The organism is Agrobacterium pusense, from assembly GCF_013285525.1.
Classification (GTDB): domain Bacteria; phylum Pseudomonadota; class Alphaproteobacteria; order Rhizobiales; family Rhizobiaceae; genus Agrobacterium; species Agrobacterium pusense.
In genome coordinates, this window is the sequence record NZ_CP053856.1 from 2,383,833 (window position 1) to 2,396,329 (window position 12,497).

Consider the following 12,497-nt stretch of genomic DNA (forward strand, 5'->3'; position numbering starts at 1 on the left):
AGCCTGCCTCAGCCCTGTTCGCGGTTGTTGAGTTTTTCGAGGTAAAGCAGGATGCCGCTGTGATCGATATCGGCACCGCCGTCACCAACGAAGTCGTCGAATTCCCGCGTCACCTGCTGCGTAAGCGGCAGGGTAAGCGACAGGTCCTTCGCCGTTGCCAACACGCCATTCAGATCCTTGAGCTGGAATTTGGATGGACCACCCGGCACGAAATTGCGCTTCACCATGCGTTCGCCATGCAATTCCAGTATCCGGCTTTCGGCAAAGCCGCCACGTATGGCGTTGCGGAAACCTTCGCGAGAGGCTCCTCCCGCTTCCACCAGCATCATCGCTTCGGCAACCGCGCCGATCGTAATGGCGACGATCTGCTGGTTGGCGAGCTTGCAGAGCTGGCCGGCACCCGAGGGACCCACATAGGTGAGCCGGCCCATCGGTGCAAAGACATCAGCAAGATCCGCGATCAGCGCCTCGTCTCCACCGGCCATGATGGCGAGTGTACCGGCCGTCGCGCCCGGCACACCGCCCGAAACCGGTGCATCGACGTGATGGATGCCAAGCGCCTGAAGCCGGGAGGAGTGTTCACGCGCGATCGGCGGCGCAATCGAGCTGCTGTCGATGACGACAGCCCCCTTTTTCAGCGCTTCGGCCACGCCGGCCTCGAACAGCACCTCGCCCACGGCCTTGCCGTCACTCAGCATGGTGATGACAATATCGGCGCCCTTGGCTGCATCTGCCGGCGATGCCGCGACGACCGCGCCATCGGCAACAAGAGCCTCGGCCTTATCGACACTGCGGTTCCAGACCGTGACCGAAAAGCCCGCACCCAGCAGGCGCCGGGCCATCGGCCCTCCCATCAGGCCGGTGCCGATAAAGGCGACCGAGCGCTTCTTCTCCTCCCCGCCGACACTCATTTCAGTGAACCTCCCAGTTCGTCCTCAATATGAACCTGAATAATCTCTTCGAAGGAGCTTTCCGCCGTAAAGCCCAGTTCGCGGGCACGCTTGGCTTCGAAACCGGGCGCCCAGCCTTCGCACATGCGCATGATCATCTCGTTCGGCTCGCGACGGATGAGGGCGACGGCCTTTTCCCCCGCCACCTTGCGCAGTGCCTCAATCTGCTCGCCGACGGTGGCGCTGAGGCCCGGCATCGACAGGTTGCGGCGCGGGCCGACCTTTTCTACGTCGATCGTGGCGCCATGAATAAGGAAACCGACGGCGGAACGCGGCGAGGCGTGCCAATGGCGAATGCTTTCCGGCACCGGCAGAACCGCCTCCTGGCCAACCAGCGGCTCGCGCAGGATATTGGAGAAGAAGCCGGAGGCAGCCGCATTCGGCTTGCCGGGACGAATGCAGATAGTGGGAAGGCGAATGCCGATGCCGTCAAAGAAACCGCGGCGGCTGTAGTCGGACAGGAGCAATTCGCAGATAGCCTTCTGCGTACCGTAGCTGGTCAGCGGCGTGGTGTGGAATTCGTCCGGGATCGGATAGGGAAGCGGCGCACCGAAGACGGCGATCGAGGAGGTGAAGACCACGCGCGGCTTGTAGCCATCCTTGCCGTTGGCAAGGCGGATGGCATCGAAGAGATAACGCGTGCCGTCGAGATTGATGCGGTAGCCCTTGTCGAAATCGAGTTCGGCTTCGCCGGAGACGATGGCGGCAAGGTGGAAGATGACGTCCGGACGGGCTTCGACCAGCTTTTCGGCTTCGCCAGATGCGGAAAGATCGGCCGCGCGCGCATCGACGGCACCGGAAAAACCGGCAGGCGCTTCGGGCTGGAACACGTCGATAAGCGTGAATTTCTCCACCGCCTTGCCACCCAGTGACCCGTCCTTGACGAGACGCTGCGTCAGCTTGCGGCCCACCATGCCAGCGGCGCCAATAATTGCGATATGCATGTCTTCCTCCTCTTTGTCCCGGTCGTTCTCCCGAGACCGAAAAAACATCATCAGCCAACCGACCGATAAATTAGCTTGTAAGGTTGTCTGATAACCTTATATGATCGAGTTGAAAATAGTATTTTTTCACAAACCGGCAAAAGCAAGGGCGAAGAAGCCTTGCCCGGACATTTCAGGGCGGATTGAGCGGAGAGGGTGGAATGACGATCGTCAGCGAACACGATATCGGGGAATTGCGATTCTCGCTGAAGAACAGGTTGGGCGAGGCTTTGGTGCTCACGTCGCCGGAGGACATGCTGCGTTATTGCCGGGACTGGCATGGCGACGTCGCCAGTTCGGCTGTAGCCGTGATCCGTCCCCGGTCGACGGAGGAAGTATCTGATACGGTGCGCGCCTGCGCCGAACTCGGACTCGCCATCATCCCTCAGGGCGGCAATACCGGTCTTGTACTCGGCGGCATTCCTGATGCGCCTAAACGCCAGGTCGTTCTGAGCCTCGAGCGCATGAACGCCATCCGCACCATAGACAGCGACGATTTTTCCGCCGTCGTGGAAGCGGGCTGCATTCTCTCGGAATTCAAGGACGCGGTGCAGGACAAGGGTATGTTCTTCCCGCTATCACTTGGGGCCCAGGGTAGCTGCCGTATAGGCGGTAATGTCTCCACAAATGCCGGCGGCATCAATGTGCTGCGGTACGGGATGACGCGCGAACTGGTCCTGGGTCTCGAAGTGGTGCTACCGGATGGCACTATCTGGAATGGGCTGTCGACGCTGCGCAAGGATAATCGCGGCATCGACCTGAAGCAGCTTTTCATCGGTGCGGAAGGAACGCTCGGCATTATCACCGCCGTTGCCGTCAAGCTTTATCCCAATCCGGAACACGTCGAAACGGCGCTGCTCGGCCTCAATTCGCTTGACGATGCCATCAAGCTTTACCGTCGCGCCCGTCGCGAATGCTGCGACCTGATGTCTGCCTTCGAATTTATGCCGCCGGTCGCCTTCACGCTGGCGATCGAGGCAATCCCCGACCTTAAAATGCCGATCGCCGGTGACTACCCGGCCTATGTACTGATGGAAATTTCAGGCTCCGGCCTGGTCGACACCGCAGACCTGATGGGCCGCTTCCTCGAAGGCGTCATGGAAGACGGGCTGGTGCTGGATGGCGTCATCGCATCGTCACGGGCGCAGGCGCAATCGCTTTGGCTATTCCGCGAAGGCATGAACGAAGGCCAGGCGCTGCGCGGCAGCCATATGCGCACCGATATTTCCGTACCGCTGTCAAAACTCGCGGCTTTCGTGGCCGAAGCTGAAGCGGAACTGGCGGAAAAACTGCCGGAGTGCCTCGCTGTTTCCTACGGCCATGTGGGAGACGGAAACGTCCACCTCAACGTACTGCCGCCGAACGGCTCGACGCCGGAAGAGCGCGAAGCATTCATCTACAAGTCCAAAACGCTCGTCAATGACGTCCTCGACCGTTACGTCGGCAGCATCAGCGCCGAGCACGGCATCGGCCGGTTGAAACGCTCGGATTTCGAAAGCCGGCTATCTGACGTGCAGCGGCGGATGATCACTGGCCTGAAAAACACCTTCGACCCTGATTTGCGGATGAATCCCGGTTGCCAGATAACCCTGCAACCGGATAGCTAATCAAGGTACGGCAGAGGCGGCTGAAAAACGCCGCCTTAAAAAACCCCGCTGACGGCGAAGGAGGAAGTCGTCTGCAGCGGGAAAAACGAACCAATCGTTTCTGTGGAACGGGAGCAACCATGACGCTGGAGTTCAATCAGATACATCGCAATGACCATCTCCCCGGCCGCATCGCCGCAGAGATCGCACGCGAGATCAACGATTCGAAACTCGGGCCGGGCGACAGGCTGCCGACTGAACATGTGCTGGCAAAAACCTTCGGGGTGAGCCGCTCTGTCATCCGCGAGGCGATAGCACAATTGCGCAATGAAGGTTTCGTCGAAACCCGGCAGGGCGTGGGCGCATTCGTCACCGATCCCCGGCAGAGACTGTCCATCCGTATCGAGCGCTCCCGGCTGAACGATCCGGAGAACTTCCGCGATCTTTTCCAGCTTCGCATGCCGCTGGAAATAGAAGCAGCGGGGCTGGCGGCATTGCATCGTAGCCCGCAGCAGTTGGCGCGACTGGCCGAGGCACTGGAAAAGATGAAAACCGCCGACGATTGGTCGACGGAAGGCGTTGCCGCCGATCTGGACTTCCACCGTATTCTGGCTGAGGCCACACAAAACGAATATTTCCTGATGTTCCTCGGCTTCATTGCGGAGCGCATCAGTTCCGCCATCAACATCGCTTTCTCCCGGGCGGTTTTTGGGGAAATTCTCGAGGTAACGATTGCCGAACATGTGGCAATTTACGAGGCCGTGGAAAAAGCTGATGCGCCCGCGGCCAAGAGCGCGATGCGCAAGCATCTGATTGGTGCGGCGAGCCGCGTCAATCTGGAGCTGGATATATTCTGACTGGAAAAAAGGCACTGGCAGTCAAGCTATAGGACAGGTTTCCGCGCTTCATGAGCGATACATGATAAATTTGTCCGCGAGACCGCTAGACTCGCTCGAAAAGTCATACTAAGAAGAATAGGATTAGGTTGTCAGACATCCAGACAATAAGACCGCAGGAGGCGGCCTGTCGGAAGTCTGAAAGGGGAGGATATACATGGCCGGCGTAAGGTCGATCGACGCTACCGCAATTTTGCCTGAGGATTATGAAAACGCTTTGCTGGTCGGCCGCGTCTGGTCGAAAAGCGAAGGCGGCCCCTGCCCCGTCCTCCTCAAGGATGGCGTGCTTTATGACCTCACATCTGTTTCTCCGACCATGTCAGAGCTTCTGGAGAAGACCGACCTGGTGGAGCAGCTCAACGACACCGGTACTTTCGTCGCCTTAGGCGCACTGGACGCATTTCTGGACGGCTCAGCCGGCGAACTCCTCGCCCCCAACGATATTCAGGCCGTCAAGGCTGCAGGTGTCACCTTTGCCGACAGTATGCTGGAACGCGTAATCGAAGAGCAGGCCAAAGGCGATCCGCTGCGTGCGCAGGAAATTCGCGGACGGCTGGCGCCTGTTCTCGGCGACAACCTCAAGGGACTTGAGGCCGGCTCAGAAAAAGCCGCCGAGGTGAAAAAACTGCTTCAGGAAATGGGCCTCTGGTCGCAATATCTGGAAGTGGGCATCGGCCCGGATGCGGAAATCTTCTCCAAGGCGCAGGCCATGGCCTCCGTCGGCTGTGGTGCCCTGATCGGCGTCCATCCCAAATCGCAGTGGAACAACCCTGAGCCGGAAGTGGTGTTGGCCATCACCTCTGACGGTCGCATTGTCGGCGCGACGCTCGGCAACGACGTCAACCTGCGCGATTTCGAAGGCCGCTCCGCCCTGCTGCTCAGCAAGGCGAAGGACAACAATGCCTCCTGCGCAATCGGCCCGTTCATCCGCCTGTTCGATGGCAACTTCAGCATTGAAGATGTGAAGAAGGCGCAGATTTCTCTTCTGGTCGAAGGAGAGGATGGTTTCACCATGACGGGCGTCAGCCCCATGGAGGCGATCAGCCGCACGCCCGAAAACCTCGCTTCGCAGCTCTTGAACCGTAACCACCAATATCCTGACGGCGCAGTCTTTTTCCTTGGCACGATGTTCGCGCCGGTAAAGGACCGCCATGGCCCAGGTCTCGGCTTCACCCATTCAAAGGGTGACCGTGTCGAAATCTCCACGCCCAAGCTCGGTAAGCTGATCAACTGGGTCACGACGACTGACGAATGCCCGGAATGGACGTTCGGCACCGCGGCACTGATGCGCAACCTGGCGAAACGAGGGCTACTCTAGATATTTCTTCGGGAGGGGAAAATGCAAAAGACCATCAATCTCTTTTACCGGATTCTCGAAATCATTCTCGTCGCGCTGCTTGCTGGCATGTCGATCATGGTCTTCGTCAACGTCGTCATGCGTTACACGATGAATTCCGGCATCAATGTCTCGGAAGAGCTGTCACGCTACTTCTTTGTGTGGCTGACCTTCCTCGGCGCGGTGCTGACCTTCCGCGAGAACAGCCATATGGGTATTGAAACGCTCGTGATGTTTCTGTCGCGCCGCGCCCGAATCGTCTGCATGATCATCTCGAACATCATCATCCTGGCCTGTTCCGCCATCTTCTTCTGGGGCACCTGGAAACAGTCCGGCATCAACGCCAGCATGCACGCCCCCGTCACCAAGCTCTCCATGATCTGGGTCTATGGCATCGGCATGTTCACCGGCGGCCTGATGTTCGTCATCGCGCTGGAACGCCTGTACCGCCTTCTGACGGGCCGCGTGACGGAAGACGAAATCGCCCAGTTTGCGGGCGAGAACCTGACGATCGAACAGCTTTCGGAGCGCTGATACCATGACACTTTTCGTTTTTGTCGGCTCTCTTCTGGGAGCCATGGCCATTGGCGTTCCCGTCGCTTTCTCGCTGATGTTCTGTGGCGTCGTGCTCATGTGGTATATGGGCATGTTCAACACCGCGATCATCGCGCAGAACATGATCTCGGGCGCAGACACCTTCACCCTGCTTGCCATTCCCTTCTTCATCCTCGCTGGCGAACTGATGAATTCCGGCGGCCTGTCCCGCCGCATCATCGACTTTGCGATCGCGCTGGTCGGCCATATCAGGGGCGGCCTCGGCATCGTGGCCATCGTCGCTGCCATCATCATGGCCAGCATCTCCGGTTCGGCCGCAGCCGATACCGCAGCCCTTGCCGCAATCCTCATCCCGATGATGGCGAAGGCCGGTTACAATATTCCGCGCTCCGGCGGCCTGATCGCAGCCGGCGGTATCATCGCCCCGGTTATTCCGCCGTCCATGGCGTTCATCGTCTTCGGTGTCGCCGCTAACGTTTCGATCACCCAGCTTTTCCTTGCCGGTATCGTACCCGGTATTCTGATGGGCATCTCACTGATCGTCGCCTGGCTGATCGTGGTGCGCAAGGATAACGTCAAGCCGCTGCCGAAAACCACGGCCAAGGAACGCGTTACAGCCACGGCCCGCGCCGGCTGGGCGCTCGGCATGCCCGTCATCATCCTCGGCGGTATCAAGGCCGGCATCATGACGCCGACGGAAGCCGCCGTCGTGGCTGCCGCCTATGCGCTTTTCGTCGGCATGGTGATCTACCGCGAACTGAAGCCGGCGGACCTGTTCCACGTGCTCCTGCGCGCCGCCAAGAGCACCTCGATCATCATGTTCCTGGTCTGCGCGGCCCTCGTCTCCGCATGGCTTATCACAGCTGCGAACATTCCGAACGAAGTTGCCGGTTACATCGAGCCGCTGATCGACCGTCCGATGCTGCTGATGGCTGTCATCATGGTGCTGGTCTTCGTCGTCGGCACCGCGCTTGACCTGACGCCGACCATCCTGATCCTGACGCCAGTTCTGATGCCCATCATCAAGCAGGCGGGCATCGACCCGGTCTATTTCGGTGTTCTCTTCATCATCAATAATGCCATCGGCCTGATTACCCCGCCGGTTGGCGTGGTGCTGAACGTCGTCAGCGGCGTCGGCCGCATCCCGCTCGGGAAGGTCACGATCGGTGTCTGGCCCTTCCTCGTCGCCGAAACCATCGTGCTGGCGCTGCTGGTGATTTTCCCGGACATCGTCCTCGTGCCTCTGCAGTACCTACGTTAAGTGAAACTTTTTCTCGACCACAATCCAAGGGAGGATATTATGAGAAAGCTTCTTCTGACCACCACGGCAATCGCCTTCGCAGTCGGCGCGGCGGCGCCGGCAATGGCCGAATTCAACAGCCGCAACATCCGCGTTTCGAACGGTATCAACCAGGATCATCCCGTCGGCAACGGCATCAAGGCCATGCAGGCCTGCCTCGACGACAAGTCCGGCGGCAAGCTGAAACTGACGGCATTCTGGGGTGGCGCTCTCGGCGGTGACCTTCAGGCGACACAGGCCCTGCGCTCCGGCGTTCAGGAAGCGGTCGTCACGTCGTCCTCGCCGCTCGTCGGTCTCATCCCGTCGCTTGGCGTCTTCGACCTGCCATTCCTCTTCGCCAATGCCAAGGAAGCCGATGCCGTCATGGACGGCGCCTTCGGCGACATGATGAACAAGAAGCTGGAAGAACAGGGCCTCGTAAACCTCGCTTACTGGGAAAACGGCTTCCGCAACCTGTCGAACTCCAAGCATGCCGTCAACAAGTGGGAAGATTTCTCGGGCCTCAAGGTCCGCGTGATGCAGAACAACATCTTCCTCGACACCTTCCAGAACCTCGGTGCAAACGCTACGCCGATGGCTTTCGGCGAAGTCTTCTCGGCGCTTGAGACCAACGCGATCGATGCCCAGGAAAACCCCTATGTGACGATCGACACCTCGAAGTTCTACGAGGTGCAGAAGTACATCACGGAGACGAACCACGCTTACACGCCGTTCCTCTTCCTCTTCTCCAAGCCGATCTTCGACAGCTACACGCCGGAAGAACAGGCAGCCCTGCGCGAATGCGCAGTCGTGGGTCGTGACGAAGAGCGCAAGGTCATCCGCGAACTGAACCAGAAGTCGCTGGAAAAGATCAAGGCGGCCGGCCTCGAGGTGAACTCGCTGTCTGCCGAAGAGCAGGCGCGTATCCGCGAAAAGTCGATGGTCGTTTACGAAAAGCACAAGGCTGAAATCGGCGCCGACGTCGTTGACGCCGTTCTGGCGGACCTCAAGAAGATCCGCGGCCAGTAAGCCTTACAGCCTACGATGAAAAACACCCGGAGGTTCGCCTCCGGGTGTTTTTGTTTGTGAGGACAGTCAATAGAAAAAGGCTGCCGAAGCAGCCTCTCAGTTCACGCCGTGCGGTTTTGCCGGTTGGCGATGAGGTCCTCGACGACAGCAGGATCAGCGAGCGTCGACGTATCTCCCAGCGCACCAAAATCATCCTCGGCGATCTTGCGCAGGATGCGCCGCATGATCTTGCCGGAACGGGTCTTCGGCAGGCCGGGCGCGAACTGGATCTTATCGGGTGTCGCAACCGGTCCGATCTCGTTGCGCACGTGTTTTACCAGCTCTTCGCGCAGCGCATAGTCGCCGTTCTGGCCTGCCATCAGCGTGACATAACAATAGATGCCCTGCCCCTTGATCGGATGCGGATAACCGACCACGGCCGCTTCCGAAACCTGATGATGCGACACCAGCGCCGATTCCACCTCGGCCGTGCCAAGACGATGACCGGAAACGTTCAGCACGTCATCGACGCGGCCGGTGATCCAGTAATAACCATCCTCATCGCGCCGGCAGCCATCACCGGTGAAATACTTGCCCTTGTAGGTGGAGAAGTAGGTGTCGATGAAGCGCTGATGATCGCCATAGACGGAGCGCGACTGGCCCGGCCAGCTGTCGATGATGCAGAGATTGCCGTCTGCCGGCCCCTCCAGCACATTGCCTTCGGCATCGACAAGCTGCGGCTGCACACCGAAGAACGGCCTTGTCGCCGAGCCGGGTTTCAGATCGGTCGCACCCGGCAGCGGCGAGATGAGAATGCCGCCGGTTTCCGTCTGCCACCATGTATCGACGATCGGGCTCTTGTCCTCACCGACAACATGGTAATACCACTCCCATGCTTCCGGGTTGATCGGCTCGCCCACGGTGCCGAGAAGACGGATGCTGGAGCGCGACGAGCGCTGGACGAACTGGTCACCCGCACCCATCAGCGATCTGAGCGCTGTCGGCGCCGTGTAGAAGATGTTGACCTTGTGCTTGTCGATGACTTCCCAGAAACGGCCCTGATCCGGAAAATTGGGAACACCTTCGAACATCAGCGTCGTCGCGCAATTGGCCAGCGGTCCATAGACTATATAAGAGTGTCCCGTGACCCAGCCGACATCGGCCGTACACCAGTAGACCTCGCCATCCTTGTAATCGAAGACATATTCATGCGTCATCGACGTATAGACGAGGTAGCCGCCCGTGGTGTGCAGCACGCCCTTTGGCTTGCCGGTAGAGCCCGACGTATAGAGGATGAACAGCGGATCTTCCGCGCGCATCTTCACAGGCGGGCAATCCGGTTTCACCGTGGCGATTTCCTGGTGGTACCAGATGTCGCGGCCCGGCGCCCAGCCGGTCTTGCCGCCGGTTCGGCGAACGACCAGAACCTTGTTGACAATGACATATTGCTTGGCGGCGATATCGATCGCCTTGTCGGTATTTTCTTTCAGCGGTATCGGCTTGCCGCCGCGCACACCTTCATCGCAGGTAATGACGAAGGTCGACTGGCAGTCAACGATGCGGCCCGCCAGCGCTTCCGGCGAGAAACCGCCGAAAACGACCGAATGGATCGCCCCGATGCGCGCACAGGCGAGCATCGCATAGGCTGCCTCCGGTATCATCGGCATATAGATGGTGACGCGGTCGCCCTTCTTGACGCCGTGCTTCTTCAGCACATTCGCCAGACGGCAGACATAATCATAAAGCTGGTTATAGGTGATCTTCTTGTCGATATAGGGGTTGTCACCTTCCCAGATGATCGCGGTGCGCTCGCCATGCGTCTTCAGATGCCGGTCAATACAGTTGTAGGAGACGTTGGTGAGGCCGTCCTCGAACCACTTGATCGGCACCCTGCCCTTGAAGGACGTATTCTTGACCTTGGTGTAAGGCTTGAACCAGTCGATCCGACGGCCATGCTTGTCCCAGAATTTTTCTGGATCCTCGACGCTCTCCTGGTACCATTTCTGGTAACGCTCATTGTCGATGAGCGTGCGGGCTTTCGCCGACTTGAGCACCGGGTAGATTTTGGCAGACATGAACTCCTCCTGGAACCGGGTATGGCTTCTGACGCGGCCCGAGACTCCCACCTCAGGCATGTGTTGAATTCATAGCAGGTCAATTGCACACGGCAATTAGACAAAGGTCATTTGTTTCGCAAAGAATTGCAATTATGATGCAATCCGGTTATAGAGCGGCAATATCCCGGAAATCAGTGGTTGATACCACGCCCGCGACACCGGCGCGGACGGACAGAAGGACTGTATCTATGGCTCAACAATTGCTCATGCCAAAGGCAACGGCTGTATGGCTGGTTGACAACACCGCGCTGTCGTTCGATCAGATCGCCACGTTCTGCAAACTGCACCCGCTTGAAGTCAAGGCAATTGCCGACGGTGAAGCCGCGCAGGGCATCAAGGGCCTCGACCCGATCGCCACCGGACAGCTTTCCCGCGATGAGATTGCCCGCGCTGAAGCCAATCCGAACCATAAGCTGAAGCTTTCCGAGCCAAAGGTGCGCGTGCCCGAATCCAAGCGTCGCGGGCCGCGTTACACGCCGGTTTCCAAGCGTCAGGACCGTCCGAACGCCATTCTCTGGCTCGTTCGCAACCACCCGGAACTGAAGGATGCGCAGATTTCGCGTCTCGTCGGCACCACGAAGTCGACCATTGAGCAAATCCGCGACCGCACCCACTGGAACTCGGCAAACCTGACGCCGATGGACCCGGTCACACTCGGCCTCTGCAGCCAGATCGATCTTGACCTCGAAGTTGAACGCGCCTCGCGTGGCCGTCCGCTGCCGACCGCCGAAGAGCTGGACAACACATTGCAGCCGGCGACGGCAACGGAAGGTCTGGATTACAACTTCCAGCGCGAAGAAGACGAACATATCGACGCCGATGCGGTCTTCAAGAAGCTCTCCTCGCTGAAATCCACGCAGAAGGATGAAGACGAGGACGATCAGTACTGATCGACGTTTTCGAATGTTCGAAACCCGGCCTCAGTGCCGGGTTTTTTGTTTATGTCCTTATCGTGTGCCGAAGATCGCCGAGCCCACACGAACACTGGTCGCGCCGAATTCGACGGCCGTTTCGAAATCACCGGACATGCCCATGGAGAGTTTTTCTAGGCCACATTGCTTGGCAAGCTTCGCCAGCAGCGCAAAATGCGGACCGGGATTTTCATCTGCCGGCGGAATGCACATCAGCCCCTCGACAGCCAATTTCAACTCATCCCGGCAAAGGGCCACGAAAGCGATGGTCTCACGCGGATCGATGCCCGCCTTTTGCGGCTCGAGCCCGGTATTGACCTGCACATAAAAACGAAGGCTGCGGCCCTGTTTGCTGCATTCCTCGGCAAGCGCGCGGGCGATCTTTTCGCGGTCGACGCTCTCGACGACATCAAACAATGCCACGGCGTCCGCAGCCTTGTTGGACTGCAACGGGCCGATCAGATGCAGTTCTATGCCATCAGTCTTCTCTTTCAGCGCCGGCCACTTGCCCTGCGCTTCCTGCACGCGGTTCTCTCCGAACACGCGCTGGCCAGCATCGATGACCGGCTGGATCGCCTCCGCTTCGAAGGTCTTCGATACCGCGACGAGGGCAACATCTGCCGCCTTGCGGCCGGATTTTTCCGCCACATCCGCAATGCGCTGCCTGACATCCTGAAGTCGTGCTTCGATTTCCATCACAAGACCTTTTTTAACCGTTCGAACCGCTAACTAGACGCCGATCGCCTTGATGCCAAGCGGCTTTAGCACCATTTGAGGCACGCTGGCCAAGATTGAACGTCCGAACGCCCCGCCAAACTTGACGCCCCGGTCGTTTCATGGTGAAGGTCAGCGCACATTTTTCCCCTCGATACCCGG

At 58.9% G+C, this 12,497-nt stretch carries 11 protein-coding genes; 7 read left to right on the forward strand and 4 right to left on the reverse strand.

The window, feature by feature from the left end; genetic code table 11:
- Nucleotides 1–8 precede the first annotated feature (8 nt).
- Nucleotides 9–911, reverse strand: coding sequence for an NAD(P)-dependent oxidoreductase (locus HQN82_RS11600; RefSeq protein WP_006698294.1), 903 nt, complete (start codon nucleotides 909–911; stop codon nucleotides 9–11).
- Complete coding sequence (gene denD / locus HQN82_RS11605; RefSeq protein WP_037090136.1) at nucleotides 908–1,894, reverse strand: D-erythronate dehydrogenase; 987 nt, start codon at nucleotides 1,892–1,894, stop codon at nucleotides 908–910. Before denD ends, HQN82_RS11600 begins: the two co-directional genes overlap by 4 nt.
- Nucleotides 1,895–2,094: 200 nt before the next feature.
- Here denD and HQN82_RS11610 point away from each other — a divergent pair, with 200 nt between their 5' ends.
- From HQN82_RS11610 to HQN82_RS11635, 6 genes are all read left to right on the forward strand, one after another.
- A complete protein-coding gene (locus tag HQN82_RS11610; protein WP_112765653.1) occupies nucleotides 2,095–3,540 on the forward strand; it encodes an FAD-binding oxidoreductase in 1,446 nt (481 codons plus the stop codon).
- Between the two features lie 119 nt (nucleotides 3,541–3,659).
- On the forward strand, nucleotides 3,660–4,376 hold the full coding sequence (locus HQN82_RS11615) for a FadR/GntR family transcriptional regulator (RefSeq protein WP_045533422.1): 717 nt from the start codon (nucleotides 3,660–3,662) through the stop codon (nucleotides 4,374–4,376).
- 196 nt (nucleotides 4,377–4,572) lie between these two features.
- Nucleotides 4,573–5,733: a fumarylacetoacetate hydrolase family protein gene (locus HQN82_RS11620; protein WP_045533424.1), complete on the forward strand. Its 1,161-nt coding sequence runs from the start codon at nucleotides 4,573–4,575 to the stop codon at nucleotides 5,731–5,733.
- 21 nt (nucleotides 5,734–5,754) lie between these two features.
- Nucleotides 5,755–6,285: a TRAP transporter small permease gene (locus tag HQN82_RS11625; RefSeq protein ID WP_004444021.1), complete on the forward strand. Its 531-nt coding sequence runs from the start codon at nucleotides 5,755–5,757 to the stop codon at nucleotides 6,283–6,285.
- Nucleotides 6,286–6,289: 4 nt separating this feature from the next.
- On the forward strand, nucleotides 6,290–7,567 hold the full coding sequence (locus HQN82_RS11630; protein ID WP_045533426.1) for a TRAP transporter large permease: 1,278 nt from the start codon (nucleotides 6,290–6,292) through the stop codon (nucleotides 7,565–7,567).
- A gap of 39 nt (nucleotides 7,568–7,606) precedes the next feature.
- On the forward strand, nucleotides 7,607–8,614 hold the full coding sequence (locus tag HQN82_RS11635; protein ID WP_004444024.1) for a TRAP transporter substrate-binding protein: 1,008 nt from the start codon (nucleotides 7,607–7,609) through the stop codon (nucleotides 8,612–8,614).
- Nucleotides 8,615–8,715: 101 nt separating this feature from the next.
- Here HQN82_RS11635 and acs read toward each other — a convergent pair whose 3' ends face one another.
- Nucleotides 8,716–10,668, reverse strand: a complete 1,953-nt coding sequence (gene acs / locus HQN82_RS11640; protein ID WP_004444026.1) for an acetate--CoA ligase — start codon at nucleotides 10,666–10,668, stop codon at nucleotides 8,716–8,718.
- 230 nt (nucleotides 10,669–10,898) lie between these two features.
- Between acs and HQN82_RS11645 the strand changes: the two genes are divergently transcribed.
- Nucleotides 10,899–11,600 carry a DUF1013 domain-containing protein gene (locus HQN82_RS11645; protein WP_173614907.1) on the forward strand — a complete coding sequence of 234 codons (702 nt, stop codon included), beginning with the start codon at nucleotides 10,899–10,901 and terminating at the stop codon, nucleotides 11,598–11,600.
- Between the two features lie 57 nt (nucleotides 11,601–11,657).
- Here HQN82_RS11645 and HQN82_RS11650 read toward each other — a convergent pair whose 3' ends face one another.
- Nucleotides 11,658–12,317 carry a YggS family pyridoxal phosphate-dependent enzyme gene (locus tag HQN82_RS11650; protein ID WP_072495178.1) on the reverse strand — a complete coding sequence of 220 codons (660 nt, stop codon included), beginning with the start codon at nucleotides 12,315–12,317 and terminating at the stop codon, nucleotides 11,658–11,660.
- Between the last annotated feature and the right edge of the window lie 180 nt (nucleotides 12,318–12,497).

Bases quoted from the DNA above. Each gene is read 5' to 3' on its own strand.
- HQN82_RS11600 (WP_006698294.1), bottom strand. From the start codon at position 911: ATGAGTGTCGGCGGGGAGGAGAAGAAGCGCTCGGTCGCCTTTATCGGC.
- denD (WP_037090136.1), bottom strand. From the start codon at position 1,894: ATGCATATCGCAATTATTGGCGCCGCTGGCATGGTGGGCCGCAAGCTG.
- HQN82_RS11610 (WP_112765653.1), top strand. From the start codon at position 2,095: ATGACGATCGTCAGCGAACACGATATCGGGGAATTGCGATTCTCGCTG.
- HQN82_RS11615 (WP_045533422.1), top strand. From the start codon at position 3,660: ATGACGCTGGAGTTCAATCAGATACATCGCAATGACCATCTCCCCGGC.
- HQN82_RS11620 (WP_045533424.1), top strand. From the start codon at position 4,573: ATGGCCGGCGTAAGGTCGATCGACGCTACCGCAATTTTGCCTGAGGAT.
- HQN82_RS11625 (WP_004444021.1), top strand. From the start codon at position 5,755: ATGCAAAAGACCATCAATCTCTTTTACCGGATTCTCGAAATCATTCTC.
- HQN82_RS11630 (WP_045533426.1), top strand. From the start codon at position 6,290: ATGACACTTTTCGTTTTTGTCGGCTCTCTTCTGGGAGCCATGGCCATT.
- HQN82_RS11635 (WP_004444024.1), top strand. From the start codon at position 7,607: ATGAGAAAGCTTCTTCTGACCACCACGGCAATCGCCTTCGCAGTCGGC.
- acs (WP_004444026.1), bottom strand. From the start codon at position 10,668: ATGTCTGCCAAAATCTACCCGGTGCTCAAGTCGGCGAAAGCCCGCACG.
- HQN82_RS11645 (WP_173614907.1), top strand. From the start codon at position 10,899: ATGGCTCAACAATTGCTCATGCCAAAGGCAACGGCTGTATGGCTGGTT.
- HQN82_RS11650 (WP_072495178.1), bottom strand. From the start codon at position 12,317: ATGGAAATCGAAGCACGACTTCAGGATGTCAGGCAGCGCATTGCGGAT.